A 23492-nucleotide genomic window follows, 5' to 3' on the forward strand; every position below is an offset into this window, starting at 1 on the left:
TCGGTATTATCCATTAATCATTAAATTGATTCCTTTTCTTAAAATCATCTGGAGTTCATGTTTGGAAGTATCTATAAACTCACAAAGCGCGACATCCTCTTCAACTAATTCGAAAATACCTAAGGCCTCCATTTCATCAAAGTCTTCAGCCATAATAGCTTTAAAAAGATACATTGGAAGAATATCCATTGGAAGCACTTCTTCAAACCTACCAGTTAAAACAAAGGCTCTTTCTTCTCCGTTTGTGTTGGTATTTAAAACGTATTCTTTTTTCTTATTTAGAAATGAAAGAAGTCCAATTGCACGGTAGAAACTTAGCTTGGAAGTAGTTGGCTTGATCCAACCTAACAATTCTTCGAAATCACCTTCCGGTACAACGGTAATTTGTTCATCGTAAAAGCCTAAATAGCCAGTATCACTAATCTTTTCCCCTGTTAAAGGATTTCCCGTGATATATCTCACATGACCTTCCTTAATGTTATCCTTAATGATATTTTTTATAGAAGCGCCTGTAAAAGTTTTATAGTATTTTGGTTCTTTCACTTCCGAACCAGTAAGTGCCACAATTTTTGAAGCATCATATTTACCCTCCAAAAACAACTTACCAATTTGGATAACCCCGTATGGCTTTACTGTCCAGGCAACATCAGATTTATTAATAGGATCCAAATGATGAATTTGCACTCCAACATTTCCTGCCGGATGTTTCCCTGAAAACTGGTTAATTTGAACTCCTTCTGCCTGAGAGAACATTCTGGCTACCTCATTATCTGCAGAAATATTTAAATGTACTTTTCCAGTTGTTAATTTTTTCAGAATATTCAGACCTGTCTGAAAAGCTTCATCCTGATCTTTATATATAAAATTATAATCAGGCGACAAAGGGTGGGTATCAAAAGCAGAAATAAAAATGGCTTTTGGCTTATCTTCAGGATTGGCTACTATTCCATAAGGTCTTTGGATAATATTTGCCCAAACCCCACTTTTCAGCATTTGATTTATAGCATCTTCTTTAGATAACCCTTTTAAATCAGATGAACTGAATTTTTCAAAAGTTTCATACTGATTTTCCGTATCAGCGAGAATCCTTATTTCAAGTAATTTTCTTTTATCACCTCTGTTGATCTCAGCAATTTCACCACTCACCGGGGAACAATATAAAATATTGTCTGCCATTTTATCGTAAAGAAGTGGTGTACCCGCTTTTACCTTATCACCTTGCTCAACCAGCAGTTTAGGACGGGTTATACTTGGAAAATCAGTTGGCTTAATGGCAAAGGTTTCAGGCTTAGGAGCATCTGAAACAACCTTAGCAGCTTTACCTGCTAAATTAATATCGAAGCCTTTTTTTAATTTAATGGTTTGAGACATGTCTTTGTTTACGAATGAACTCTTATTTGAAATCGTGGCAAAATTAATAATTTTTTCACTAATAAAAACGTTTTTACGGATTATTACTCAAGGATAAATTAAACCTAAAACTATACTTTTAACTCTCCTCTGCCAATTGAAGATCAGCATTTTCAACAGCCTTTTTCACATCCTCCATCAGCCACATAGGAGTGGAAGTTGCGCCACAAATACCAACTGTTTTTTTGTTTAAAAGCCAGCTTCTGTCAATTTCGCTTTCATTCTCTATGAAATAACTTTCAGGGTTATTTTGTTTGCAAACCTGATACAATGCTTTTCCATTGGAGCTTTTCTTTCCACTTACAAACAATACTACATCATGTTCCCGGGAAAATTTGGTAAGTCTGGGTTCTCTATTGGAAACCTGTCTGCAAATGCTGTCATTGGCATAAAACTCCGTAGCAGAAGCAACAGATTCATCTTGCGCTTTTTTGATATTATCCTCAATAATACCCTTTAATCTATAAAAACCAACAGTACTTTTGGTGGTTTGGCTGAACAATGTAATCGGTCTTTTAAAGTCTATTTTATCCAGGTCTGTATCTTCCATTACAATGATTGCATCACCATTTGTCTGACCGGTAAGCCCTTTTACTTCTGCATGGCCTTTCTTTCCATATATTACTACCTGCCCCTTGCCAGACTGCATTTTATCGTAAGAATTCTTCACCCTGTTTTGCAGTTTCAACACTACGGGACAACTCGCATCTATTAATTCAATATTATTTTTAGCGGCTATTTTATATGTTTCAGGAGGCTCTCCATGTGCTCTAATTAATACTTTGCAGTTGGAAAGTTTCTCCAATTCATCATGATCAATTACACGCAGCCCTTTTTTGTTCAAACGCTCCACTTCCATGTCATTATGAACAATATCTCCTAAACAGAATAGTTCACCATCCTCGGCCATGGCATCCTCGGCCATACGAATTGCATATTCCACACCAAAACAATATCCTGAATCCTGATCAATAGTGACTTTTATATTACTCATTATGTTCTATCATTTTTTCAGTAGCCAGTTGCAAAACATATTCAACCTGCTCTTCCAAAGTTAAAAAATTAGTACTGAGGATAACAGCATCTTCCGGCACAATAAGTGGGTTTTCCTTCCTTTCGGAATCCATTTTATCTCTTTGTTTCAGGTTTTCTTCAATGGTAGGCAAATCAACCAATTCCCCCTTCTCCAATAGTTCTTTCTGTCTTCTTTCAGCACGGATATCCATATCTGCATTCATGAAAATTTTTAATTCCGCATCAGGGAAAACATTCGACCCAATATCTCTTCCGTCCATCACTACACCTTTCTTCTTCCCTAGTTTTCGCTGTTGTCGAACTAAATCCTTTCTTACTTCTCCAATGGCACTTATTTCACTTACCTTTTGAGAAACGTGCATTTGTCTAATCTCATTTTCAACATTCAATCCATTTAAATAAGTTTCGCTAAAACCTATTTTCTCATTAAAAACAAAAGAGATATCAATGCTGTCCATCGCTCTTTGAACCTCTTTAGGGTTGACAGGATTAATATAATGTTTAAGAAAATATAAAGTAACAGCACGATACATAGCTCCGGAATCGATGTATTTATATCCCAACCTATTGGCGACCTCTTTAGCCGTACTACTTTTTCCGCAAGCTGACAATCCGTCAATAGCTATTACTATTTTCTTCATTTTAACAATCTTTAACAGGACAAGGCAGTGGCTTTCGCTTTGGCATGCTTTTCCTTCCGTTATTTCCTGCACAGCTTGCAAATAAAAAACAAACCAGTGTAACTAAAAGTAATATTCTTGACAATGGCTTAATGCTCATAGTATCTTATAAAAAAATGGCTGTAAAACAAGTATCATTTCTCCTTTTGTAAATGCAAATATAAGATTTCCTGAATGACTTCCACGGGCTATTCAATGAATTAAATAAATGAAAATACATAAAAAATGATCCATCCATCTGCTAACCAAGGTAAAGTTGAATGTAGAAAACGCATAGAGTTTTGACATATTCTACTACATTGTTTGCTATTAAAGAAGAAGGACAAGTAACAAATCTATGATTTGGCAGTATAATAGAATATACTTAATTAGTTATTTGTGTCCGTTTGAAAATGTAATGGGCATTGGAATTATCATTAGATCACAACGTCTCTTTTGACTAAAAAACGAAATAATGAAGAAAGATACCATAGAATATAACGGTTTAGTAGGTGGGGCTATAATTTTAGTAGGTCTGATTGCCTATTTCCTGATAATGCAAGCGTTCGGGCTTGCTCACAATGTTGAGTTAAGAGTTTTTAATATTGTTTTTATAATAGCAGGAGTTTTTTACGCCATCAAATTCCTTAAAAAAAGAAACAAGAATTTTGACTACCTTAAAGGTCTTGGTGCTGGTTTTTTGGCAGCTGCCAGCTCTTCATTGGCATTTGCCACTTTCATTATCATATACCTTTCAATCATTCAACAAGATTTTTTAAACAAAGTAGAGGTGAATGAAGCTTTCGGAGAATATTTAAGTCCTTTTATGGTAGGAGTAGTAACGCTTACGGAAGGAATTTTCTGGGGAATAATAGTAACATTTGCCTTTATGCAGTGGTTCAAAAAACAATTAACCTCTGATGAATTCCTCAAAAAAGAAGTAGATTCTTCCAAAAAATAGAGCAATAGGTGGGGCATAAACCTATTGATCATATTCCTTTTCCCATTCAAAAGCATCTGCCATCTTCAATTTTGAATGTTTTTCCCATTTCCGAAATAAATGCGTTAATTTGGTGAAACAATTTTACGCAAAATGGGAAAAGCTGAAGAATTTTTTAGTAAAGCAGGCAGGAAAATAGATGCCTTATTAGAAGAGTTAAAACAGTCGGATATATCAAAGAAAATAGAATTAAAAGAACGATTGGCCGAATTAAAAAGGAATAAGGAAAAACTACAAGAAGATTTTGAGAAATTTTCAGAAGACAACAAGCAAAGTCTTAATGACATAGCCAACAGTTTTGAAGAATCAATGCAGGATATTAAAGAGGCATTTAAAAGGGCCACTCGTAAAGAAGAGAGGAAATAGTAAGATCTAGAAAGGATAACCAATTCCTATATTAAGGGCAGGCCCATAATTTCGTCTATTTCCCAGGTTCCATTCATCAACTGTCCAGCGTGAGCCGGGCTCTCTGGCAGGATCGTATACTTTATATCCTATATCAAACCTCAGAATCAAGAAAGAAAAATCTATTCTTAAGCCGAAGCCTGTACCTATGGCAATTTGCTTATAAAAGCGATTGGCTTTAAACTCACTTCCAGGCTTATCTGCAGAAGAGAAATTCCATACATTACCAGCATCTATAAAGAGGGCACCATCCAGGACCCCAATAATATTTCTTCTGGCTTCCAGGCTTGCTTCAAAAATTATTTCTCCGGGTTGTTCAAAGCTATAATCAAAATTACCACTTGCACTATCAATTGCTACATAACTTCCAGGCCCCAATCTCCGAGGAGCCCAGGCACGGATGCTGTTACTTCCCCCTGCAAAGAAATATTTTTCATAAGGCAAAATACCTTCTGAAAGGCTTCCATAAGGTTTGGCTGCACCTACATTCACCCGAAATGCCAGAGTACTTTCCCTTCCAAAAGGCAGGTAGTGCCTGAAATCAAAAGCCGCTTTAACAAATTGAAAATACGCTAAAGCGGAATCTTCCACGTTGGGAGCAACAAAATCAAAATTCAATAAATTACCTCCTGCTTCAGCAAAAAACTTTACAAAACTAGCTTTCTGCAGGTCAGTACCATAGTTGTTGAAATTTTTAGTGATATTGATGTAGCTACTGGAGACAAAAGAGGGCTGAAATGATCTTCTGAGTTGATTTCCAAATCTCAGCTGGCCTTCCAGTGATTTTTCAAAAACACTATCTAGCTTCGACTCAATTAAATTGACATCAGTAAAGGTGAAATCATAAATCCACTGTTTTCTATTCTGCCATGAATATCCATAAGAAGCATTAAAATTACTTCTAACATATTCCGGACGCTCAGTATAATTATAACCTAAACCTGTTTTAGTTTTAGGGTTTAGAACACCAAAGTGGGACTTTAGCTGATTTCCAAAAGGCAAGAGAAAATGAGGGAAAGTAAGTCCTAAATTCACTCTTGCCTCAGTGGCAGTGGTTACTTGTGTTTGATCTGAAAGATTTGCTACTGCATCAAAACCTACCCTGCCGGAAAGTTCCAGAATTTCTATACCTCCAAATGGATTTCTATTTTTTAATGACACATTGTAAAAAGGACCGGGAAGACCAAAAGTCACATTAACATTTACACCCACTTCATTACTTATCTGATATTTATCCAGCGGACTAGTGAAAATATTAGCAATAAACTCTCCACCTGCCGTATCATATTTAATATTAACAAAACGAAACATATCCAAATTAGCCAATTGCCTTTGTGTGGTAAATGTTTCTTCCAAACTATAATATTCCCCTGGCCGCAGAAAAACACGCTGATCCAATATTTTTTTATTATAAGCAGATTGATAATAATAGTAATTCACACTATTATATCTTTCCAATTGACGACTTCTCCCTCCCACCTGACTATTGACATCGGTGGTAAAATTTACCTCATCTATGGTGTAGCGTTTATGAAAAGGGTCTTTGCTTGGTCTGTTAATAAGAATCTCTACTGACAACAAATTGGTATCGGCTGACTGATACACGTTAAATTCGATGAATTGCCTGTTAAATGCGTAATAGCCACTATTTTTTAATAAAATTTCTATCCTTTCCCTCTCCGAACTTAATTGAGCCTGATCATAATTGGTGCGTTCCTTTAGTAAAATTTCATTCCTTTTCTCTTCTACCAAATTTAAAATAGTAGTGTCTTTTCCTGTATTAAAGAATACTGTATCAATTATATGCGGGTGCCCCTCCTCTACTATATAATTGACAATGACTCTTTTTTTCGTTAGACCGGCCAGCTTGGTCTCAACTGTTACATCCGCATCAAAATAGCCTTTTGATTCGTAGTAAAGTTGGATTTGGTTTTTGGTGTTTTCAATTGCGGAAGAATCATAAACAGCCAATGGCTCCCCCCAACGCATAAGGAGATTTCCCTCCTGTATTTTCTTTGTAAGCTTATCAGCTTTACGATTAAATTTTCTTTGATACTTATTTGCTTTCCTTGCATTGTCATTTTCCTTTGCTATAGCAATTTTTCGATCATATTCTGCTTTTAAAGAGTCGAGTGCTACTTGAGTCCTTTCCTGATTATAATTTTCCTTCCCAATTTCGTAAAATGCTACATAGGGGGAAATAGGCAATAACAAGAGCTTTCTATTAGTTTCTTGTACGTAAAGATCATCCAACTTATCAGATGAAATATTTTCATTACCTTTAATTTTCTGTTTATAAAGCAGGTTTTGATTTTCTTCAAGGTATTGTGTACCTACACAAGAAGAAAGGAAAATAACGATAATAAATAAGGTGTTTTTAAATCTATAGTTTACCAATTTTAGGACTTCAGAATAAATGCTTAGCAATAATAATACAAAGTTCATTAAATCTCTTCAATTAAAGAAATTCAGACAAAAAGAACGTCTATTTATAGTTGAAGGGGAGAAAAACACGGTTGAATTATTACATTCTTCCTACAAAATTCATTCCTTAATTATATCAACAAAGTTTTCGGAAAAATATTCCGGGCTTTTAAAACAAAAATCTGCCCCAATCACTATCTCTGATGAAAAAACCATTAGCAAATTAGGAACTTATCAGACTAATGAAATGGCTTTAGCTGTTGTTGAAGAGCCTTCTCCTTCTGAATATAATAACTCAGGATTTCAATTAATATTGGATGACATCCGCGATCCGGGGAACTTAGGTACCATCATACGAATAGCTGACTGGTATGGTATTAAAAATATAATCTGTTCGGAAACAACTTCTGAGTTTTATAACCCAAAAGTAATAAGTGCTTCCATGGGTTCTGTTTTCAGGTTGAATTTTTTCCGTTACAACCTCGTAGAGTTTCTGGAGAAGAATAAAAACATCAAGGTATATGGCGCCCTGATGGAAGGGGAGAATGTGCATAAAGTGAAGTTTGATAAGAATGGTTTCTTAATAATCGGCAACGAATCGCATGGTATTAATGATGCTTTGCTCCCATTCATTACAGAGAAGGTGACTATCCCCAGAATAGGCCAGGCCGAATCTTTGAATGCAGCAATGGCCACTGCCATTATTTGTGATAATGTTTTCAGGGATAATTAGGCATCTCATGAAAATTGATTTTGAAATAAAATTCATCTCTGTGGATTTGATAAAGCCCTTTATAAAAGTATTTTAACAGTAAAAAACCTCAAAAATTAGGGGTTTCGTCAAAAAGAGAGGTGTTACAATGAGTTTCCCACATTTCATTTCCAAATTTTATTTTACTTTCTTTTTGTCCCGATACTCGGGAACAAAAAGATGCTTCCACGCTGCAATTCCACGCGCTCTCCGCCTTTTTGTCGACCCGCCCGCTCATTATTAGCAAATTTTATATGGTTTTCTGACAGGGTAGTATTTATCAAGAGTTCCTTAATTAGGCTTTTCATGCAATTTAATATGTAATAGAATTCATCTTGATGGGTTTTCGAACTTTGGAGTATTTATTCACAATATCCTAATGAGGACTTTATTAGAAGAAATCTTTTTCTGCTGCCCTATCTGCAATTTGTTTGGCATTTTCCCTACCTAAATAGCCATCAATAAAATAATGGGCAACGTACAAAAGTGGCGTTAAAAGAATGGCTACTATGCCTTTATAAAGGTAATTGATACTTCCTACAGATAAGATCTGCTCCACTGACCAGTCTCCGAAAATGTAAAAAGCAATGAGCAATACCACATAGCTATCCACTAACTGGCTCACTAGTGTGGAACCTGTGGCACGAAGCCAGATTTTCCCCCTGCCGGTAAATTTTCTAAGCTTCTGGAATACCAATACATCGAGAAACTGACCAATGAGAAAGGCAGTTAGAGAACCAATGATGATCCCCATTCCTTGTCTGAAGATAGTGGAATAGGCTTCATTAATATTGAAATCATTTCTGCCAGCCTTGTCTGCGTTGACTTCCAGCCAGAAATCAGCAGGACTAAGCCTGGTAACTGCATAAATGATAATAAATGAATATAAAATAAAAAGTGCGGTAAGGAAACTGATTTTCCTCACTCCTTTTTTACCAAAATACTCATTAATGATATCAGTAGTGATAAATACAATGGGCCAAATGATTACTCCTGCTGTAAGGTTAAAGTCAAGGATATAATCACCAAACATTTGTATTTGTGCGGGGGCAAAACCAAAGGTTTTTTCTGCGGAAAATATTTTTACCCCTAAAATCTCAGCTAAAAGTGCATTGGTGAGGAAAATCCCACTCAACACCACAAACAAATTTCTTTTCTTTGTTTGAAATTTAGCTGAAAGCGTTAGTTCACCCATTTTAAAAACTATTCATCAATAGTAAATTGCCGTCCTTCTTCAGCTAAATGGGCATTTTCAAATACTGATTTAGCTTCCTCCAATAAAGGTTGTAATTCCCTGTACCTATTGGAAAAATGCCCTATAATCAACTGCCCTACATTAGCCTTTTCGGCTATTGTTGCTGCCTGATGAACTGTAGTATGAAAGGTTTCTTCTGCCCTGTCCAGCATGTCATGTAAAAAAGTACCTTCATGATACAGTAAATCCACTTCTGAGATCAAAGGAATTAAGCTCTCATCATATTTGGTATCAGAGCAATAGGCATAGCTTCTGCTCTTTTTTGCAGTCCTGGTAAAATCTTTATTTCTGAAAATGATATCCCCATTTTCATCAACTATATCTTTCCCGTTTTTCAAACTATTGATGTGCCGAATGGATAAGTTATTGCTAACTATTTTTTCTTTGATCAGTTTTCTTGGCTTCTGTTTTTCACGAAACAAGAAACCATTGCAAGGAATCCGGTGCTGAAGTGGAATGGTATGAACTGTTAATTTTTCATTTTCCAGTATCAATTCCGGCTTAGGACTTCTTAATTCCTTGAAATGAATAGGATAATTCATTTTTGTGTTGGCATGCTTCAATTGTATGGTGATGATTTCAGCCAGGCCTACAGGCCCGTAAAGAAACAAATCTTGTTTTCTGCCATTCAGATGCATGGTAGAAAGCAAACCCATCAGTCCCAAATAATGATCGCCATGCAAATGACTAATAAAAATATGGTTTAAGCGATTTTTTCTTAAACCATATTTCTTCATTTGCATTTGAGCTCCTTCTCCACAATCTACCATGAATTGCTGGTCCTGAATATACAGCATCTGGGATGTATGGTGTCTTCCATGGGCAGGGGCTGCGGAATTGGATCCTAATATGTAAACTTCAAAGGACAATATTATGCTTCGTCAGTATCTTCCTCGTTTAAACCTTTTTCTAATTCGTGCATAAAAACTGATTCTATAGCTTCATGCACAGTAGGCAATACATCAAATACTTTGTCCAACTGAGAAATCTTGATCAACTTCTCGGTATGCTCAGAAGGGGAAGCCAATACAAATGCGCCTCCAGCTTCACCGAAAATCCTGTTCCCTACCAATAATGCACTTAAGCCGGAGGAATCGATGTACTTTACCTCTGATAAATCTATTACTATATTGGGCACGCCCTCCGCCTGCATAGTAATCAAATCAGATTTTAAAGAGGAAGAAACTGTTGAATCTAATTTTTCTTCCTTTATTTTTAGCAATGAATATTTATCGTCTTTATCTATTGAATACTTCATATATATGTTTTAATTAAATGTAATTGCGTTTTGCTTAATTTAATGAATGCCTATCGACTTTCATCATCTTTAATGGATTTTAAGATATTTTGTTCAATATTTTTTATAGCGTCCTGGTAGTTTCTTCTATGAAAGACCTCCCCGGTTACTTTTTCATATAGCTCAATATAGCGATCAGAGATCTCCTGTACTTTTTCATCAGTCATTTCCGGGATTGCCTGCCCATCCTTTCCCTGAAAGCCATTTTCAATGAGCCACTCTCTCACAAATTCTTTGGACAACTGCTTTTGTTTTAAGCCTTTTTCCTGATTCTCACGGTAAGTGTCAGCATAGAAATAACGGGATGAATCAGGTGTATGTATTTCATCAATCAAATATATTTTTCCGCCTGCTTTGCCAAATTCATATTTAGTGTCTACAAGGATCAATCCATTTTCCAATGCTATTTCTGTTCCTTTGTTGTATAATTCAAAGGTATAATTTTCCAGCATGACGTAATCCTCCTCTGATACCAGCCTTTGTTTCAGGATTTCTTCCCTGGAAATATCCTCGTCATGTCCTTCATGTGCTTTGGTGGTAGGGGTGATAATGGGCTGGGGCAACTTATCGTTCTCCTTAAGTCCTTCGGGTAAAGGTATACCACAAATGGTTCTCTTGCCGGATTTGTATTCACGCCAGGCATGACCGGCCAAATAACCACGAATAACCATTTCCACAGGGAAGGCCTGGCAATTAAGCCCAATGCTCACATTGGGATCAGGGGTTTCCAACAGCCAGTTGGGTACTACTTCCTTTGTAGCTTTCAAAAATTTAGCGGCTATTTGGTTCAGCACTTGTCCTTTAAAAGGAATGGCCCTGGGCAATACTACATCAAAAGCAGATAGCCTGTCTGTTGCCACCATAATAATTTTTGTAGGTGTGGTATAAACATCCCGTACCTTTCCTTTGTAAAAAGCAGTTTGATTGGGTAATTGAAAATTAGTTTCTTGTATTGCTTCCATTATGCGCAAAAATAGTTAAGTGTTGGCAGATATAAAACAAAAAAACACAGCCTGTTTCAGACTGTGTTTTTTTTTACTTTATTTCCAGTGGAATTACACCATTTGTGCATTTAATTTATCCGCTAATACCTGCTTTGGCACTGCACCAATTTGTTTATCAACGATTTCCCCTCCTTTAAATACTAATAAAGTAGGGATACTCCTGATACCAAATTTGGCAGAAACATTTGGATTTTCATCCACGTTTACTTTACCAATTACAGCTCTCCCCTCATAGTCTCCTGCCAATTCCTCAACCACAGGGCCAATCATTTTACAAGGACCACACCATTCTGCCCAAAAATCAACCAAAATAGGCTTATCTGATTTTATAATCTCTTCGAAATTACTATCGGTTATTTCTATAGTTTTTGCCATTATCTATTTTGTTATTATTTCTATTTGAATTTGAAAACGTAAATATAAAAAAAAATGTTCCTACACTTATTGGTAATGCTGGTACATTTGTCAGGTGGAGGACTTATCCCTTTTATTAAAAAAATTAAAGTTCTTCCTGTACTTTGCCACATTTCAACATTTTGTCTCCAAAGTAAGGATTTTTTATTTCTTTCTCACTGCTCAGCCAATATCCACCTGTATTGTTAAATGCCATTGGACAAAATTGTTTATATACTGTTTCATCTTTTGCTGACGAATTATTCTTCACCACCTCATACATGCCTTTGCTTAATTCCTGAAATTCAGCTCTGATATCCTCAACATCACTCTTTTGTTGTATATTAGATGCAGATTCCCTAAGAGCATTCATCCCGTCATTTAATTGTGAAAGTAGCTTTCCTGATGCTGATTTAGCCTGCTCTGCATCCGTACTTACTAATGCATTCTTCAGATCAAAATAGGCCGTTAGCATACCTTCCAGTTGCTCTTTGCTTACTACACTTGCAGTGGTTTGTTTATTTTCAGTAGTCTGATTTTCAATTGTATTATCCGTAATCGTTTCATCCTTGGTTTCCTGCTTTTTCTCTGATGAGCAAGCTGAAAATATTAATAAGGCGAAACATGCTGCTATAAGTGATTTGTTCATAATTATAAATTGTTCAATTTTTATCCTTAGTTGGCATAAAGATAATAGATTCCCATTGGAAATTTCAATAGATTTTTTTTTTGAAGGGGTTCAGATGAATTTAATCCTTAATTAATATGAAAATGTTTGGGAATCAAAAGGACCTGAAAAAAGATAACTTACCAGAACATAAAATAGGGTAACAAAGCTTGAGCTTGTTTTTAATACTGAATGGCTTTCGGATTTTTCTTTCTTTTCTGCCTGAACTTGAGATGTCTTTTCTTTTTCGTCTATTGTTTCCACATCCTCCTTTGAAACACTAAGTGGCTTTTTATCATACTTTAACTGATTCTCATAAACCACCACCTCATCATTTTTTTCAACCTCCTGTAGATTGTTTTCGTGAAAGTGTTGATATAGAGCTGCCCCCACGCCTGTGCTTAGCACCAGGAGCGAAAATAAAAGAGCTAATATAGATTTTACTTTAAGCATGAAGCCCGATAAACGTATTAACGAAGAAAATGTTGTGACAAAACCATCTATATATAGTTTAGGACGGCTAAGTTTTATGCAAGTTACAAAAAAACAGGACTTTACAAGAAAAAAAACAAATTTTACTTATCCGGAAAGGTAGTTAAATATTTTTAAGTTGAGTCAGCATTTCCTTTACATGCTTATCAGCGGTAAACATATTTTCGTAAACCGCCTTGATCGTATGGTTGGCATCCAGCAAATAGGTTACTCTTCTGTTCATATTCAGGACAGGCACTACTGCTTTATACATGCCGGCCACTTTGCCTTTTGGATCGCTAAGCAATTCAAAAGGTAATTTGTTTTCCTTTTTAAATTTCAGATGTGAATCGATGCTATCCTGGCTAACTCCAATCACTCTGAAATCAAGGTCGCGAAAAGCAGCAAAGGCATCCCTGAATTCACAAACTTCTTTAGTACAGACTTTAGTGAAGTTTTTGGGATAGAAAAACAAAATCAAGGGCTCTCCTTTTACTTTTTCCAGTTGAAACAATTCATCTGAGGTAGATTCCAATTGAAAATCAGGGGCCTGATCATTAACTTTTAATGGCATATAAATGAAATTTTATTTTGTTTAAACTAAATGGATAGAATTATGTTATTTATTAGTTGTGATAACAACACAATTTTCATGTTCAATTAGGTTTTAAGGCATCAGGTTAATTCCTGGTGTCTTTTTTATTGTATGTTATGCTTCTCATGTAAATTGATTTTGCAATAAATTGTTCTTTGTAGGTTATAAAAAGCTCTCCATAAGTGTATTTAACATGGGGAAAACCAAAATCCAGCTTGTCATTGAAAAGCGAGCCCACGCTCAATTATATTAAACTATTAAATCTCTAAAAGCAAAACCTGAAATGCCCTTAACTCGCCAAGCCTTACAATTTCGTTTCGGCTAACTTGTTGGCGATTACAATATAGGGCTATGAGCATTTTAGCATATAACTAATACAACTTTATTTATTCCATACTTCTTTCCAAGTTACATAAGACGGTCTTTCTGTTCCATTTTCATCGAGCAAACCTGTATCCCTCCATAACCTACCCACATCTTTGTACTCTGAAGGAAAAATTTCCCACAGTTCGTCATAGTCCCGATGTGCCCACCAAATAATAAACTTATAATCTTGGTTAAATGCATTGAGCAGGAGGGTTTCAAGGTAACTTTTTTGCTCGCAGACATTACTTTTAATACTCAAGTCGAAACTGCTAATCTCTAAATCCTGAGCTAAGTGGGTAGTTTCAACAAAGGAAATCGGAATGGAAACTTCTGAATGTAAAAAGTCAAATGCCTGCTGAAATTCTGCTTTTGTATGTTGCCCTTTAAAAAATGGATAATAGCTAATCGCAGCAAAATCATTATGTTCATTTACATAGTTGCTTACCTCTGCGATAAAATCCGCTTGATTGGCGACTTCCGGATTATACCAGTTATGTAAAGTCATTGATTCCGCCAAAGGCAAATCAGGATAAGCACTTTTTATCCTGTTTCGTATTTGCTCCATTAGCATTTTATATTCAATCCACTTTGATTCAGATTTTATTTTAAGTTCGTTTACTTCCATAGCCATAACCAAATAATCCGGATTGAATTTTTGTATTAGATACTCCAAATGATTGAAGTAAGCATTTTCAATGACCGCGTCATTTAATGCTGAATAATTAGGAATACTACTATCAAAATCCTCAAGTAGATTACTTCGATCTGTATTGAGTAAGCTTACAGATAGTAGTAGTTTATGGTTGTCAATTTTTTTTGAAATGCGATAATCAATTTCATCTGAAAACGCTGTGGGCAAGGCTGTACCATTTATCCAAGCACCCCAAGGTATTTTATCGTCAATCTGCTCCGAATAGATGTCTGCATTATTTTTAATAAATTGATAAGTAGCTGCCTTATCGGATTCATCGGGACCGAAGCTCCAGGTGCTGAAACCCATCTCAAAATTTCTTTGAGAAATGATGCTTAGAGAGTTGTCATTTTCACAATTTGTAGGGATAATGGGGTCATTATCTTCTTTGCAACCTATAATCTGACAAAAAATTAAAAAAATGAATAGTAGTTTATTTTTCATTTTGATTTCATTTAAACTCCTGACTATCTTTTTTTTTATAACATTCTATAAATCAATATTTTATTTTATTAACATTCATTAATTCTTTCAGTTAGCTTGGGAAGTCAATGGCTTAGCTATATGGGAGATTGCCACTAATGTTTCGCAAATATGAGAAGGCCTGGATTTCCGGGCTACTTTCTCCAACATTGCAGTTTTTGCCATAAGGTACAAAACTTAAAAAAACCACCAACAACTGACTTACTTATAATTTGCTGTTGGTGGCAATTATTATTGTCGATTGGGTTCAGGAAAAATATTTTCTTGCTCCATAGAAAATATGACACTAGTAATTTTCCACTCACCATTAATTTTAACAAGTCCCCAGGATTCTTTTCCCCATAAACCTTTTTTTCCACCTGCCCAAAAACTAAAGTCAAACGTAACAGAAGCTATATTACCATCAGTGTCAATGTTAACATTATGGGATTTTTCTTCTTTAACCGTCCCTTTAGTAGTACTTCTAAACCAAGTTTTATAGTCCGCTATTTTATAATTTAAAGAGTTTGGATCTCTTTCAAGCCTTTTTTGTTGAGTTTTATCTTTATAGACCCCGACCCAAGTTACATTGCCATCATAAAATAAATTATAAAGGCTAATACTATCTTTTGTTTTTAAACTACTCATAAAAGTATACTACAATTTAAAAAATCCCTCTCACACCAAAGGATGCAAGAGGGATTTTTAATCTGACAAATCTATTACTACTGACTCACGAGATTAAATTCGTATTCACCTTCCAAGCCTGCAAAACGTCCATTTTCACCCCCTACTGTGAAAGTAAGCCGCAAGGTGGTTGCTGTGACAGCCACCATTATAATAACTCTATCACTTCTTAATATTATATTTTCATTGTCCTCGTCAAATTTCCAATTACCAGATTCCGGCCAAGCTGACGCCAAACTGTTGACGGTGGTAAATGTATTTTGACCTATGGTCAACGAAAACCCCTGAAACTGGCTACTCACATCATAGCCATCTTTAATTATTCCTTCGGTTCCAATTATCCAGGATTTCCCCTCATTCATAAGTAATTCCCTTTGTAGCGCCAGGGCATCAGGTGCCGGATCTGAGCTGTCACTTTTACAACCGGCCACAATAGTCATTGTAGCCAAAATCAATATTGATAAAATGTATTTTAAATTCTTCATCTGTTCTGTTTTTTTTATTTGAGAAAGGGCAAGACAGATGCCTTGCCCTTGGTTTTAATTTTTAAATACCCTTAGCTGAGACTGGTCTGTTGCTGTCTCGATAACAATGACATACATGCCTTTCTTGAGGTGAGACATGTTAAGCTGCACTTCTGATGATGGCGACATCACCTGAAACAGAATACTCCCTTTCAAATCCATCACACTTATCCGCTGGGCATTTTCAACTATACCGGACACCGTGATGTAATCAACTGCCGGATTTGGATATGCAGTTGTCTTAACGGTTTGCAAATTATCGCCTACTCCCAGTACAGTAGCCACTTCAAAGCTCCTTTGCACGTCAGCTGCTGCTAGATAATTGCTATTTCCTGCCTGTGAGGCATTGATCACAACAATGCCAGAGCCTGTAAAGGAAACTACATCACCCGTTAGAGTGGCAGGCCCGCTGACCAAGATCAAAGTCGTCTCAAGTCCAGAGCTCGCTGTTGCTGAAACTATGATGGAACCTTGCTCAAGGAACTGCCCTTCTATTGCTACAAATGTGATGGTTTGCGAGGCTTTATTAACGGTAAGAGTTTGTGATACAGCACTTGCCGCATTAAAATCAGCATCACCTGGCTGGGTGGCCGTTATTGTAGTGCTCCCCGCCCCTGTTATAGTTACTGTGCTGCCATTGATGGTGGCCACGGTCTCATCTGAACTAGAATAAACAACTGTCAATCCAGAGCTGGCCGTTGCATTTAAATCAAATGCTGCATCCCCAAAGGTTTTTTCCCCAATAGCTGTGAAGGTGATGGCCTGCACTTGTTTGCTGTTGTCAATTACTTCAAAAGTAGTGGAAGCAGTAGCTTCATTAAAATTGATGTTTCCTGCCTGACTTACCGTTACTGTTACCGTTCCGTCTGTTCCGCCAAGGGTAATGGTGGTTCCCGCAATAGTGGCAGGGCCACTCACATCATAAGTTAATGCAAGGCCGCTTGTGGTAGTGGCCACGACATTAAAAGAGGCATCATCTATGTTTTTATCTGCAATGGCTTCAATAGCAATTGCCTGGTCTGCTTTGCTGATGGTTAAATCGCCATCTACAAGTGTAAGTACATAATTAACTGCACTACCTCCACTTAAGGATATTGCATAATTCCCGGCATCGCTATTTGCATTGGCGGCTGTCGAAATAGTCGGTTCTTCTATTAAAACCGAAACTGTTTCACCATTGACAAAGCCACTATAAGTGAAGGTTGGCGTTGGTATGGCGTCACCAAAAGTGATAGATTGATCATCCGCAGTAACAGTCAATATTGCTTGGTTTACAGTAAAACTCTGCTGCACAGCTGGCGCAGTTGCAAACGTAGCATCACCCGCTTGAGACGCTTCGATAGTAACATTACCAACACCTGTTATGCTTACTGTGCTACCTGAAACAGTTGCAGGCCCGCTGATTACTGAATAGGATACTGGCAAGGTGGAACTGGCTGTTGCTGATAAATCAAATGCTGCATCTCCATAAGTTCTAGCTGACAAGGTATTAAACATGATTGTCTGATTTGTCTTCTCTTCTATAGTGACGGTAGCAGTATTGCTGCTGCTATTGCCATTGGCATCTTCTATGGTAAGTGTAACAGTATTTGCGCCCAAATCTGCTGTCGTAAAAGCAGTGATATCGATACTCAAAATGAGATCATTGGTGCTAGTGCAATTATCAGTAGAGCCGTTATTGATTTGCGCTGCAGTCATTGTGGCATTGCCATTGTCATCAAGGTTTACAACAATATTCTGCGTAAGAACGGTTGGAGCAATATTATCCTCTACAGTTACTGTGGCAGTTGCTGTTGATGCGTTTCCGGAGGCATCTTCCACCGTGAGTGTAACTGTATTCGTACCTAAATCAGCACAACTGAAGTCAGTTTTATCTAAACTCAAGGTAAGACTTCCGGTACAGTTGTCAGTAGAACCGTTATCAACGCTTGATGAAGCCAAGGTGGCATTGCCTGCTGCATCCAATTGCAGTGTAATATTCTGCGCGATTGCCGTTGGGACAATATTGTCTTCCACGGTAATGGTAGCGTTGGCCGATCCCTGATTTCCTTGTGCATCCTCAACTGTGAGTGTAACTGTATTCGCTCCCAAATCAGCACAATTAAAAGCTGTTTTGTCCAAACTCAAAGTAAGATTGCCTGTGGCAGTACAGTTATCGGAAGATCCGTTATTAACAGCGGAAGCTAATAGCGCGGCATTACCGGAAGCATCTAGTTGTATAGTTAAATTTTGCGTAACAACAACAGGTGCTAAACCATCTACCACTGTAACGGTAGCCGTTGATGTCCCTTGGTTACCAGATGCATCTTCCACAGTTAGCGTCACGGTATTGGCACCCAAATCAGTACAATTGAAAGTGGTTTTATCAAGACTCAAAATAAGGTTGCCAGAGGCTGTACAGTTGTCTGTAGATCCATTATTAACACTAGATGGGGTTAATGTTGCATTGCCAGAGGCATCCAATTGTAAAGTTAAATTTTGTGCAATGGCGGTAGGGTTTATTTGATCATCTCCTAGTGTAATTTCCGTGCTCATTTGGAAACCACATATTTGCCCACATGACATTGAAGGACCAGTTACCCAGTCCGTATTACCGTCCATATTTATCAAAGTCCCATTGTTGCCTTTGGCTAAATCAGTTGCAATAGTACCATTACCTTCATTGAAATTCAAATAGGCTTCCAAATTATTCTCCAGACCTGTAAGGCAATTATTCATGCCCGCAAGAATGTCTGCACCAGACTTAACTACATTCCACATACGGAAATCATCTAGTCCTCCTTTAAATCGGGCGCCACTTGCACCAAAAGCTGGATTTGAAATATGTCCAATTGACACGGAAAGGCCAGCTGTTTTTGTCATGGCTTGAGTAATAGTATTGCTTAGTGGCGCTTGTAGCACACCATCATAATATACGCTCATGCCTGTTGTTCCATCATAAGAAACTGCCAGGTGAAACCATTGGTTATTTGGTGGTGCCCCATATTCTCTATAGCCCATAGCGTCACCTCTGTCATGAACGACTGTCAATTTGTTCGATGCATTCTGGATATATATTTCTAAATCACTCTTTGTGGAATTAGCAATCGTGAAAATTGGATAATTTGCTGTAACAGGTAAAACAGTCTTCACCCAGGTTTCTAAAGTGTAACCATTGTTATAATTAAATGATGCATCAAAGCTGGTCGACACAAAATCATTTATTCCATCAAAATCTAAGGCCAAGTTGTCTGGCGGTGTTGTTTCGCCAAATACATGAAATGTTTTCGCTTGATTTACAGCTCCAGTATTGAAACTTAGTCCGCTGCCAGTACCTACAATTGGTCCCTGAACGATGGTGTTATTACTGCTATTTCTCAAATAGTAATTGATACCACTTACAGAGCTAGCTGTTGTAATAGTCGTACTACTTCCATCAACACAAATATTAGGATTTGTAGCCATTACTATTTCGTCATCAATTGCAGAAATTACCGTTACTGTTGCTGTTGCTGTTGCCTGATTTCCGTTATCATCTTCAACTGTTAGTGTAACCGAATTTACTCCAATATCATCACAGGTGAATTCGGTATCAGACAAACTAAGTGTTAATGCACTTGTACAATTATCTGATGAGCCGTTGTTTACATCACTTGCAGAGATGGCAGCAATACCTGTAGTAGCATCTATTTGAATGGAGATATTTTGAGCTATTGCTACTGGATTGACATTATCTTCTACCGTAACATTGGCGGTTGCCGTTCCAATATTGCCAGAAGCATCTTCTACGCTTAATGTAACCACATTTACACCCAAATCGGAACAATCGAAACTTGTTATGTCAAGACTAAACTGAAGAGACCCTGCTACGGTGCAATTATCATTTGAACCATTGTTTATTTGTGAAGGAGTGATAGTTGCCGTACCACTTCCATTTAATTGTACTGTTATATCATTGGCAATGACTGTTGGAGCTAAGGCATCCTGTACTGTTACGGTAGCTGTTGCCATATCACTATTGCCACTTAAAGTTTCTGTGGCGGTTAAAGTCACAACGTTTGCCCCAATATCTGCGCACGTAAAAGTTGATTTATTCAAACCAAGTGTAAAGGCAGTACCACAAACAGAGCCTGATCCCTTGTTAACTGAAGCTGGGGTTATGATTGCATTGCCGCTGGCATCTAACTGCACCGTTATGTCTTTTGTAATGGCTGTAATAGCAGTTAATACGTTATTAAATTCATAGGCTCCCATATCCACAGTAGTAAGAATCCTATCGTCACCTTCTAAATCTATCGCAGGAAGGGTTAAGCCTGTAGCATCACCTGCATCTATGGCCGGAGAGTTACATTCTAAAGAATAATCACCATTGGCGCTATCTATAAATAAGGGATCAGCATTACTGGTATTGGTTTTAACATACACATAAGAAAAGGCATCTTCATCAATTGAATTATTTGCTTCGAGTACTGTTGGTGGATTTTCAAAAAAAGAATGAACCGCCTTAGAAGTGGCACCACCTACTTCTATATTATTCCAAAAAATACTGTTATAAATTCTGGCATTGATGACAGAGGAAGTTAATTGCGACACACCAATTACTGAGCGGTTGCTACTACTCATAGATGCGTCAGTTCCGATATCCTCATTATTGGCAAAAGTGCAGTTTATAATATCAAAGTTGGTGGTGAATCCTGCCCGATAAGTACGATATATAATTGCACTACCAGCAAAACCCAATGAAGCTCCATTATTAACTGCCTTGTTTTCAGCAAACAAGGTATTAACAAATTTAATATCCATATTTCCTGCGGCAGCTTTATAGCCATAAAACGATGCTCCCAACGTGGCCATATTTCTTTTGAAAATACAATTATTGACATTGATAGATGTTACTCCTCCTCCATCAAACCTACCTAATAGGCCTGCTCCTGTTGAAGTCGCTACATTGTTTTCGATTGTACAATTATTTAAAACGATAGCAGTACTCGTATAACTTTTAAGAATACCAGCACCTACATTGTCATTTGCGCCACCATTGGCGTGCCCATCACTAACTGTTACTCCGTCCAATCCAGAATTTGAGGCTGCTAAGGTTACAACATGGAATGAATTATCAGACCTTTCTGTAGCCGTATAGCTCCATGCGCCATTATCATTGCCAAGTAAATCACCTGATAAAATGGTTTTATTATTGATAAAATCTCTTTCTGATAATAGTGATTCCGTACCACTAAATCCACCATAAACGGTGACACCTGCTGGAATACTGAAAGTGGCCGTTCTGCTTGTTGCATCTGGCGTATAGGTTCCTTTGGCCACCCATATTTGCTGGGTAGTTACCCTTTGAAGTGCTGTTTGTAAATCAGTGAATGCATTTTCCCAGGTAACACCACTGTTAGTTCCGGTAGCATTTTTATTTACATAAAACTTAGTAACTGAACTGTAAAACTCATTAAATAAATTATTTCTATCTGCTGCAACCAATTCACTGTTGTACAATCTAATATTATCAATAGCTCCGGTGTATGGCGAACCTGATGGCGCCAAATACACATTTTCAGCTGATGGATTTATATATACCAATGGCTCGCTGGAAGCCCCGCCAGTAGATTGGGTGGCTTGCGAAACGTTGTCTAAATACAAAGTTACACGTGGCCCATACTGCCAGTAACCACCATAAAATATGGCGACTCTATCAACTACACAAACAATATGGTGCCAATTACCATCAGCAATAATCGCGCTTTCAGCTGATATTTCCGGTGTAACAGCATTTCCATTTATGAGCGCTTTTGAAGTAAGTTTAACTTTACCATTGAGCAGGTAAACATTCCACCCGTACGGACCAAAACCCGAAGCGCCATATTGCTTAAATATGGTTTGGGCTGTAGCACTATTGACTGATGTTTTCATCCAGAAACTCAATGTTAGTTCTCCGGCACCATCACCATTGGTTCCTGTTCCTCTATAACCGGCAGTAAAAGAATCTCCATTAAGAGATAGTGCATTATCAGCCTCGTCTATAAAATCAGGTATGCTGGTTCTTACACTGCCAGAGGCTGTCAAATCATTGGTACCTGGCGTAATCACATTTTGCAAACTGCCATTGGTAAATAAATATTCCTTATTGAGATTTGCGGTAGGAATTTGTCCATAGGACTGAATACTTATGAGTATTCCAAAGAGTATGAGTAAATGTTTTTTCATGGTAATTGAGATTGATGACATTAATATTTATAATCAATCTCAAACCTATGGTAATACAAAGCAGTAATTTTTGAAGATGAGAATTCGTGAGAAGATAACGAGAATTCGTAAGGATATTGTTAAAATTTGATTTTGGTTATTATAAAATCAATCTGTTCGCTCAAGCGAGCCTTGTCTTTTGGGCAAACATCGGTAACTGTTATTGGCATATCATTCTAATTGATATCATTGATCAAATTCTTATAAAACATCATCGAACTCTCAAAAAGTACTGACGGTTAATCATTCATTCTAATTATTATATTCCTCCGCATTTGTTTTGCCTCATCAATTCACATAAACAACAAAAAAATGAAAACTTTAAAACGTCTTTTACTTGTAGCATTGCTTGGCACTCTAACTTTCTCTTGCGAAAAGTTTGAATTCGACACTACTTCCAAATCCATCGACATTAATGAAGAGCCGTCACAAAATATTACCAGTTTAGCATCAGGTTCTAACATCATCAACTATCAACAATTTGGAATGATACATAATGACTTTCTTAGTTGCGTCATGAGTGAATCTGATTCCTGGAATTTTGATAGCTTCAGCGATGCATCTGAGCTTACCGCACAGATTTTCATCACCACTCAAAACTGTTCCTATCCTTGGTTTTCTTATCAAAGCAGCCAATTTTCATATAGTGACATTTTTAACGTGCATTATCTTGAAGAACAGGTAGCCATTATTCAGTCGAGTAGTGCGTTTAGTAAAGAAGGAAAAAATATCATTTCCACATTGGCTTCATATTACTTCAAAGAAACCACGCCTTATGATGAGGAATCAAAAGCGTTCCTAACAGGTTTAATTTCAAAATTTGAACAAACAAGTTTCAGAAATAGTGTAGAAAAAGAAGTAGTTGGAGGAATGTTATACCTTACTCAAGGATCCGTTGAATTTTGGGAAAGCCACGAATATTTTGATTTAAACGGTCTGAATAATCCTGAAATTTTTGCCGCTCACCCAGCCGCAGTAGATGTAGGTGGAATGATTGCATCTGTAGCCTGGGATGCTACTGACGGTCAATTATCAGCTGATAAAATAGATGATCATATAATTGCAGGAGTAGTGGCTTCTTCAGGCGTTATTGGTAAAATTGGCAAAGCCATTAGTAAATTCTTTGCATAGAAAGGTATCTACAGGCATGAGGCCGTCTCAAAAGCCC

The 23492-nt window shown here is 37.1% G+C and carries 20 protein-coding genes; 4 read left to right on the forward strand and 16 right to left on the reverse strand.

Going from position 1 to position 23492, the window contains the following annotated elements; all coding sequences use genetic code 11:
• Positions 1 to 6: 6 nt before the first annotated feature.
• The 3 genes from JKA74_RS17940 to cmk all read right to left on the reverse strand — a co-directional run bounded on the left by JKA74_RS17940 (position 7) and on the right by cmk (position 3086).
• Positions 7 to 1371, reverse strand: coding sequence for a Na(+)-translocating NADH-quinone reductase subunit A (locus tag JKA74_RS17940; RefSeq protein WP_201432613.1), 1365 nt, complete (start codon positions 1369 to 1371; stop codon positions 7 to 9).
• A 118-nt stretch (positions 1372 to 1489) separates the two neighbouring features.
• On the reverse strand, positions 1490 to 2395 hold the full coding sequence (locus JKA74_RS17945) for a 4-hydroxy-3-methylbut-2-enyl diphosphate reductase (protein ID WP_201432662.1): 906 nt from the start codon (positions 2393 to 2395) through the stop codon (positions 1490 to 1492).
• A gap of 1 nt (position 2396) precedes the next feature.
• Complete coding sequence (gene cmk / locus JKA74_RS17950) at positions 2397 to 3086, reverse strand: (d)CMP kinase (RefSeq protein WP_201432614.1); 690 nt, start codon at positions 3084 to 3086, stop codon at positions 2397 to 2399.
• 493 nt (positions 3087 to 3579) lie between these two features.
• Between cmk and JKA74_RS17955 the strand changes: the two genes are divergently transcribed.
• Positions 3580 to 4065 carry a hypothetical protein gene (locus JKA74_RS17955; RefSeq protein ID WP_201432615.1) on the forward strand — a complete coding sequence of 162 codons (486 nt, stop codon included), beginning with the start codon at positions 3580 to 3582 and terminating at the stop codon, positions 4063 to 4065.
• 132 nt (positions 4066 to 4197) lie between these two features.
• A complete protein-coding gene (locus JKA74_RS17960; protein WP_201432616.1) occupies positions 4198 to 4470 on the forward strand; it encodes a hypothetical protein in 273 nt (90 codons plus the stop codon).
• A 6-nt stretch (positions 4471 to 4476) separates the two neighbouring features.
• Here JKA74_RS17960 and tamL read toward each other — a convergent pair whose 3' ends face one another.
• Positions 4477 to 6954, reverse strand: coding sequence for a translocation and assembly module lipoprotein TamL (tamL, locus tag JKA74_RS17965; protein ID WP_201432617.1), 2478 nt, complete (start codon positions 6952 to 6954; stop codon positions 4477 to 4479).
• Here tamL and JKA74_RS17970 point away from each other — a divergent pair.
• Entirely contained in the window at positions 6926 to 7666 is a 741-nt protein-coding gene (locus tag JKA74_RS17970) for a TrmH family RNA methyltransferase (RefSeq protein ID WP_201432618.1), read from the forward strand. The genes tamL and JKA74_RS17970 overlap by 29 nt on opposite strands.
• Before the next feature lie 409 nt (positions 7667 to 8075).
• On the opposite strand, the gene JKA74_RS17975 is transcribed toward JKA74_RS17970, so the two are convergent.
• The 12 genes from JKA74_RS17975 to JKA74_RS18030 all read right to left on the reverse strand — a co-directional run bounded on the left by JKA74_RS17975 (position 8076) and on the right by JKA74_RS18030 (position 22285).
• Positions 8076 to 8879 (reverse strand): queuosine precursor transporter, encoded by an 804-nt coding sequence (locus tag JKA74_RS17975; protein ID WP_201432619.1) that lies wholly within the window; start codon positions 8877 to 8879, stop codon positions 8076 to 8078.
• Positions 8880 to 8887: 8 nt separating this feature from the next.
• Entirely contained in the window at positions 8888 to 9808 is a 921-nt protein-coding gene (locus JKA74_RS17980) for a ribonuclease Z (protein WP_201432620.1), read from the reverse strand.
• 2 nt (positions 9809 to 9810) lie between these two features.
• Positions 9811 to 10197 carry an STAS domain-containing protein gene (locus tag JKA74_RS17985; RefSeq protein WP_201432621.1) on the reverse strand — a complete coding sequence of 129 codons (387 nt, stop codon included), beginning with the start codon at positions 10195 to 10197 and terminating at the stop codon, positions 9811 to 9813.
• 50 nt (positions 10198 to 10247) lie between these two features.
• Entirely contained in the window at positions 10248 to 11198 is a 951-nt protein-coding gene (locus JKA74_RS17990; protein ID WP_201432622.1) for a phosphoribosylaminoimidazolesuccinocarboxamide synthase, read from the reverse strand.
• A gap of 93 nt (positions 11199 to 11291) precedes the next feature.
• On the reverse strand, positions 11292 to 11615 hold the full coding sequence (gene trxA, locus JKA74_RS17995; protein ID WP_201432623.1) for a thioredoxin: 324 nt from the start codon (positions 11613 to 11615) through the stop codon (positions 11292 to 11294).
• 124 nt (positions 11616 to 11739) lie between these two features.
• Entirely contained in the window at positions 11740 to 12282 is a 543-nt protein-coding gene (locus tag JKA74_RS18000; RefSeq protein ID WP_201432624.1) for a DUF3347 domain-containing protein, read from the reverse strand.
• A gap of 111 nt (positions 12283 to 12393) precedes the next feature.
• Positions 12394 to 12753, reverse strand: a complete 360-nt coding sequence (locus JKA74_RS18005) for a hypothetical protein (RefSeq protein WP_201432625.1) — start codon at positions 12751 to 12753, stop codon at positions 12394 to 12396.
• Between the two features lie 142 nt (positions 12754 to 12895).
• Positions 12896 to 13345, reverse strand: coding sequence for a peroxiredoxin (locus tag JKA74_RS18010; protein WP_201432626.1), 450 nt, complete (start codon positions 13343 to 13345; stop codon positions 12896 to 12898).
• Between the two features lie 403 nt (positions 13346 to 13748).
• The gene (locus JKA74_RS18015; RefSeq protein ID WP_201432627.1) at positions 13749 to 14867 is read right to left on the reverse strand and encodes a hypothetical protein; all 1119 of its coding nucleotides are present in this window, start codon (positions 14865 to 14867) and stop codon (positions 13749 to 13751) included.
• 270 nt (positions 14868 to 15137) lie between these two features.
• Positions 15138 to 15533: a Cif family virulence factor gene (locus JKA74_RS18020; protein ID WP_201432628.1), complete on the reverse strand. Its 396-nt coding sequence runs from the start codon at positions 15531 to 15533 to the stop codon at positions 15138 to 15140.
• Between the two features lie 77 nt (positions 15534 to 15610).
• The gene (locus tag JKA74_RS18025) at positions 15611 to 16057 is read right to left on the reverse strand and encodes a hypothetical protein (RefSeq protein ID WP_201432629.1); all 447 of its coding nucleotides are present in this window, start codon (positions 16055 to 16057) and stop codon (positions 15611 to 15613) included.
• Positions 16058 to 16111: 54 nt separating this feature from the next.
• Positions 16112 to 22285: a LamG-like jellyroll fold domain-containing protein gene (locus JKA74_RS18030; RefSeq protein WP_201432630.1), complete on the reverse strand. Its 6174-nt coding sequence runs from the start codon at positions 22283 to 22285 to the stop codon at positions 16112 to 16114.
• A 351-nt stretch (positions 22286 to 22636) separates the two neighbouring features.
• Between JKA74_RS18030 and JKA74_RS18035 the strand changes: the two genes are divergently transcribed.
• Positions 22637 to 23455: a hypothetical protein gene (locus JKA74_RS18035; RefSeq protein WP_201432631.1), complete on the forward strand. Its 819-nt coding sequence runs from the start codon at positions 22637 to 22639 to the stop codon at positions 23453 to 23455.
• Positions 23456 to 23492: the final 37 nt, after the last annotated feature.

Source organism: Marivirga aurantiaca (assembly GCF_016679925.1).
Taxonomy (GTDB): domain Bacteria; phylum Bacteroidota; class Bacteroidia; order Cytophagales; family Cyclobacteriaceae; genus Marivirga; species Marivirga aurantiaca.

Bases quoted from the DNA above. Each gene is read 5' to 3' on its own strand.
- JKA74_RS17940 (WP_201432613.1), bottom strand. From the start codon at position 1,371: ATGTCTCAAACCATTAAATTAAAAAAAGGCTTCGATATTAATTTAGCA.
- cmk (WP_201432614.1), bottom strand. From the start codon at position 3,086: ATGAAGAAAATAGTAATAGCTATTGACGGATTGTCAGCTTGCGGAAAA.
- JKA74_RS17955 (WP_201432615.1), top strand. From the start codon at position 3,580: ATGAAGAAAGATACCATAGAATATAACGGTTTAGTAGGTGGGGCTATA.
- JKA74_RS17960 (WP_201432616.1), top strand. From the start codon at position 4,198: ATGGGAAAAGCTGAAGAATTTTTTAGTAAAGCAGGCAGGAAAATAGAT.
- JKA74_RS17970 (WP_201432618.1), top strand. From the start codon at position 6,926: ATGCTTAGCAATAATAATACAAAGTTCATTAAATCTCTTCAATTAAAG.
- tamL (WP_201432617.1), bottom strand. From the start codon at position 6,954: ATGAACTTTGTATTATTATTGCTAAGCATTTATTCTGAAGTCCTAAAA.
- JKA74_RS17975 (WP_201432619.1), bottom strand. From the start codon at position 8,879: ATGGGTGAACTAACGCTTTCAGCTAAATTTCAAACAAAGAAAAGAAAT.
- JKA74_RS17985 (WP_201432621.1), bottom strand. From the start codon at position 10,197: ATGAAGTATTCAATAGATAAAGACGATAAATATTCATTGCTAAAAATA.
- JKA74_RS17990 (WP_201432622.1), bottom strand. From the start codon at position 11,198: ATGGAAGCAATACAAGAAACTAATTTTCAATTACCCAATCAAACTGCT.
- trxA (WP_201432623.1), bottom strand. From the start codon at position 11,615: ATGGCAAAAACTATAGAAATAACCGATAGTAATTTCGAAGAGATTATA.
- JKA74_RS18000 (WP_201432624.1), bottom strand. From the start codon at position 12,282: ATGAACAAATCACTTATAGCAGCATGTTTCGCCTTATTAATATTTTCA.
- JKA74_RS18005 (WP_201432625.1), bottom strand. From the start codon at position 12,753: ATGCTTAAAGTAAAATCTATATTAGCTCTTTTATTTTCGCTCCTGGTG.
- JKA74_RS18010 (WP_201432626.1), bottom strand. From the start codon at position 13,345: ATGCCATTAAAAGTTAATGATCAGGCCCCTGATTTTCAATTGGAATCT.
- JKA74_RS18015 (WP_201432627.1), bottom strand. From the start codon at position 14,867: ATGAAAAATAAACTACTATTCATTTTTTTAATTTTTTGTCAGATTATA.
- JKA74_RS18020 (WP_201432628.1), bottom strand. From the start codon at position 15,533: ATGAGTAGTTTAAAAACAAAAGATAGTATTAGCCTTTATAATTTATTT.
- JKA74_RS18025 (WP_201432629.1), bottom strand. From the start codon at position 16,057: ATGAAGAATTTAAAATACATTTTATCAATATTGATTTTGGCTACAATG.
- JKA74_RS18030 (WP_201432630.1), bottom strand. From the start codon at position 22,285: ATGAAAAAACATTTACTCATACTCTTTGGAATACTCATAAGTATTCAG.
- JKA74_RS18035 (WP_201432631.1), top strand. From the start codon at position 22,637: ATGAAAACTTTAAAACGTCTTTTACTTGTAGCATTGCTTGGCACTCTA.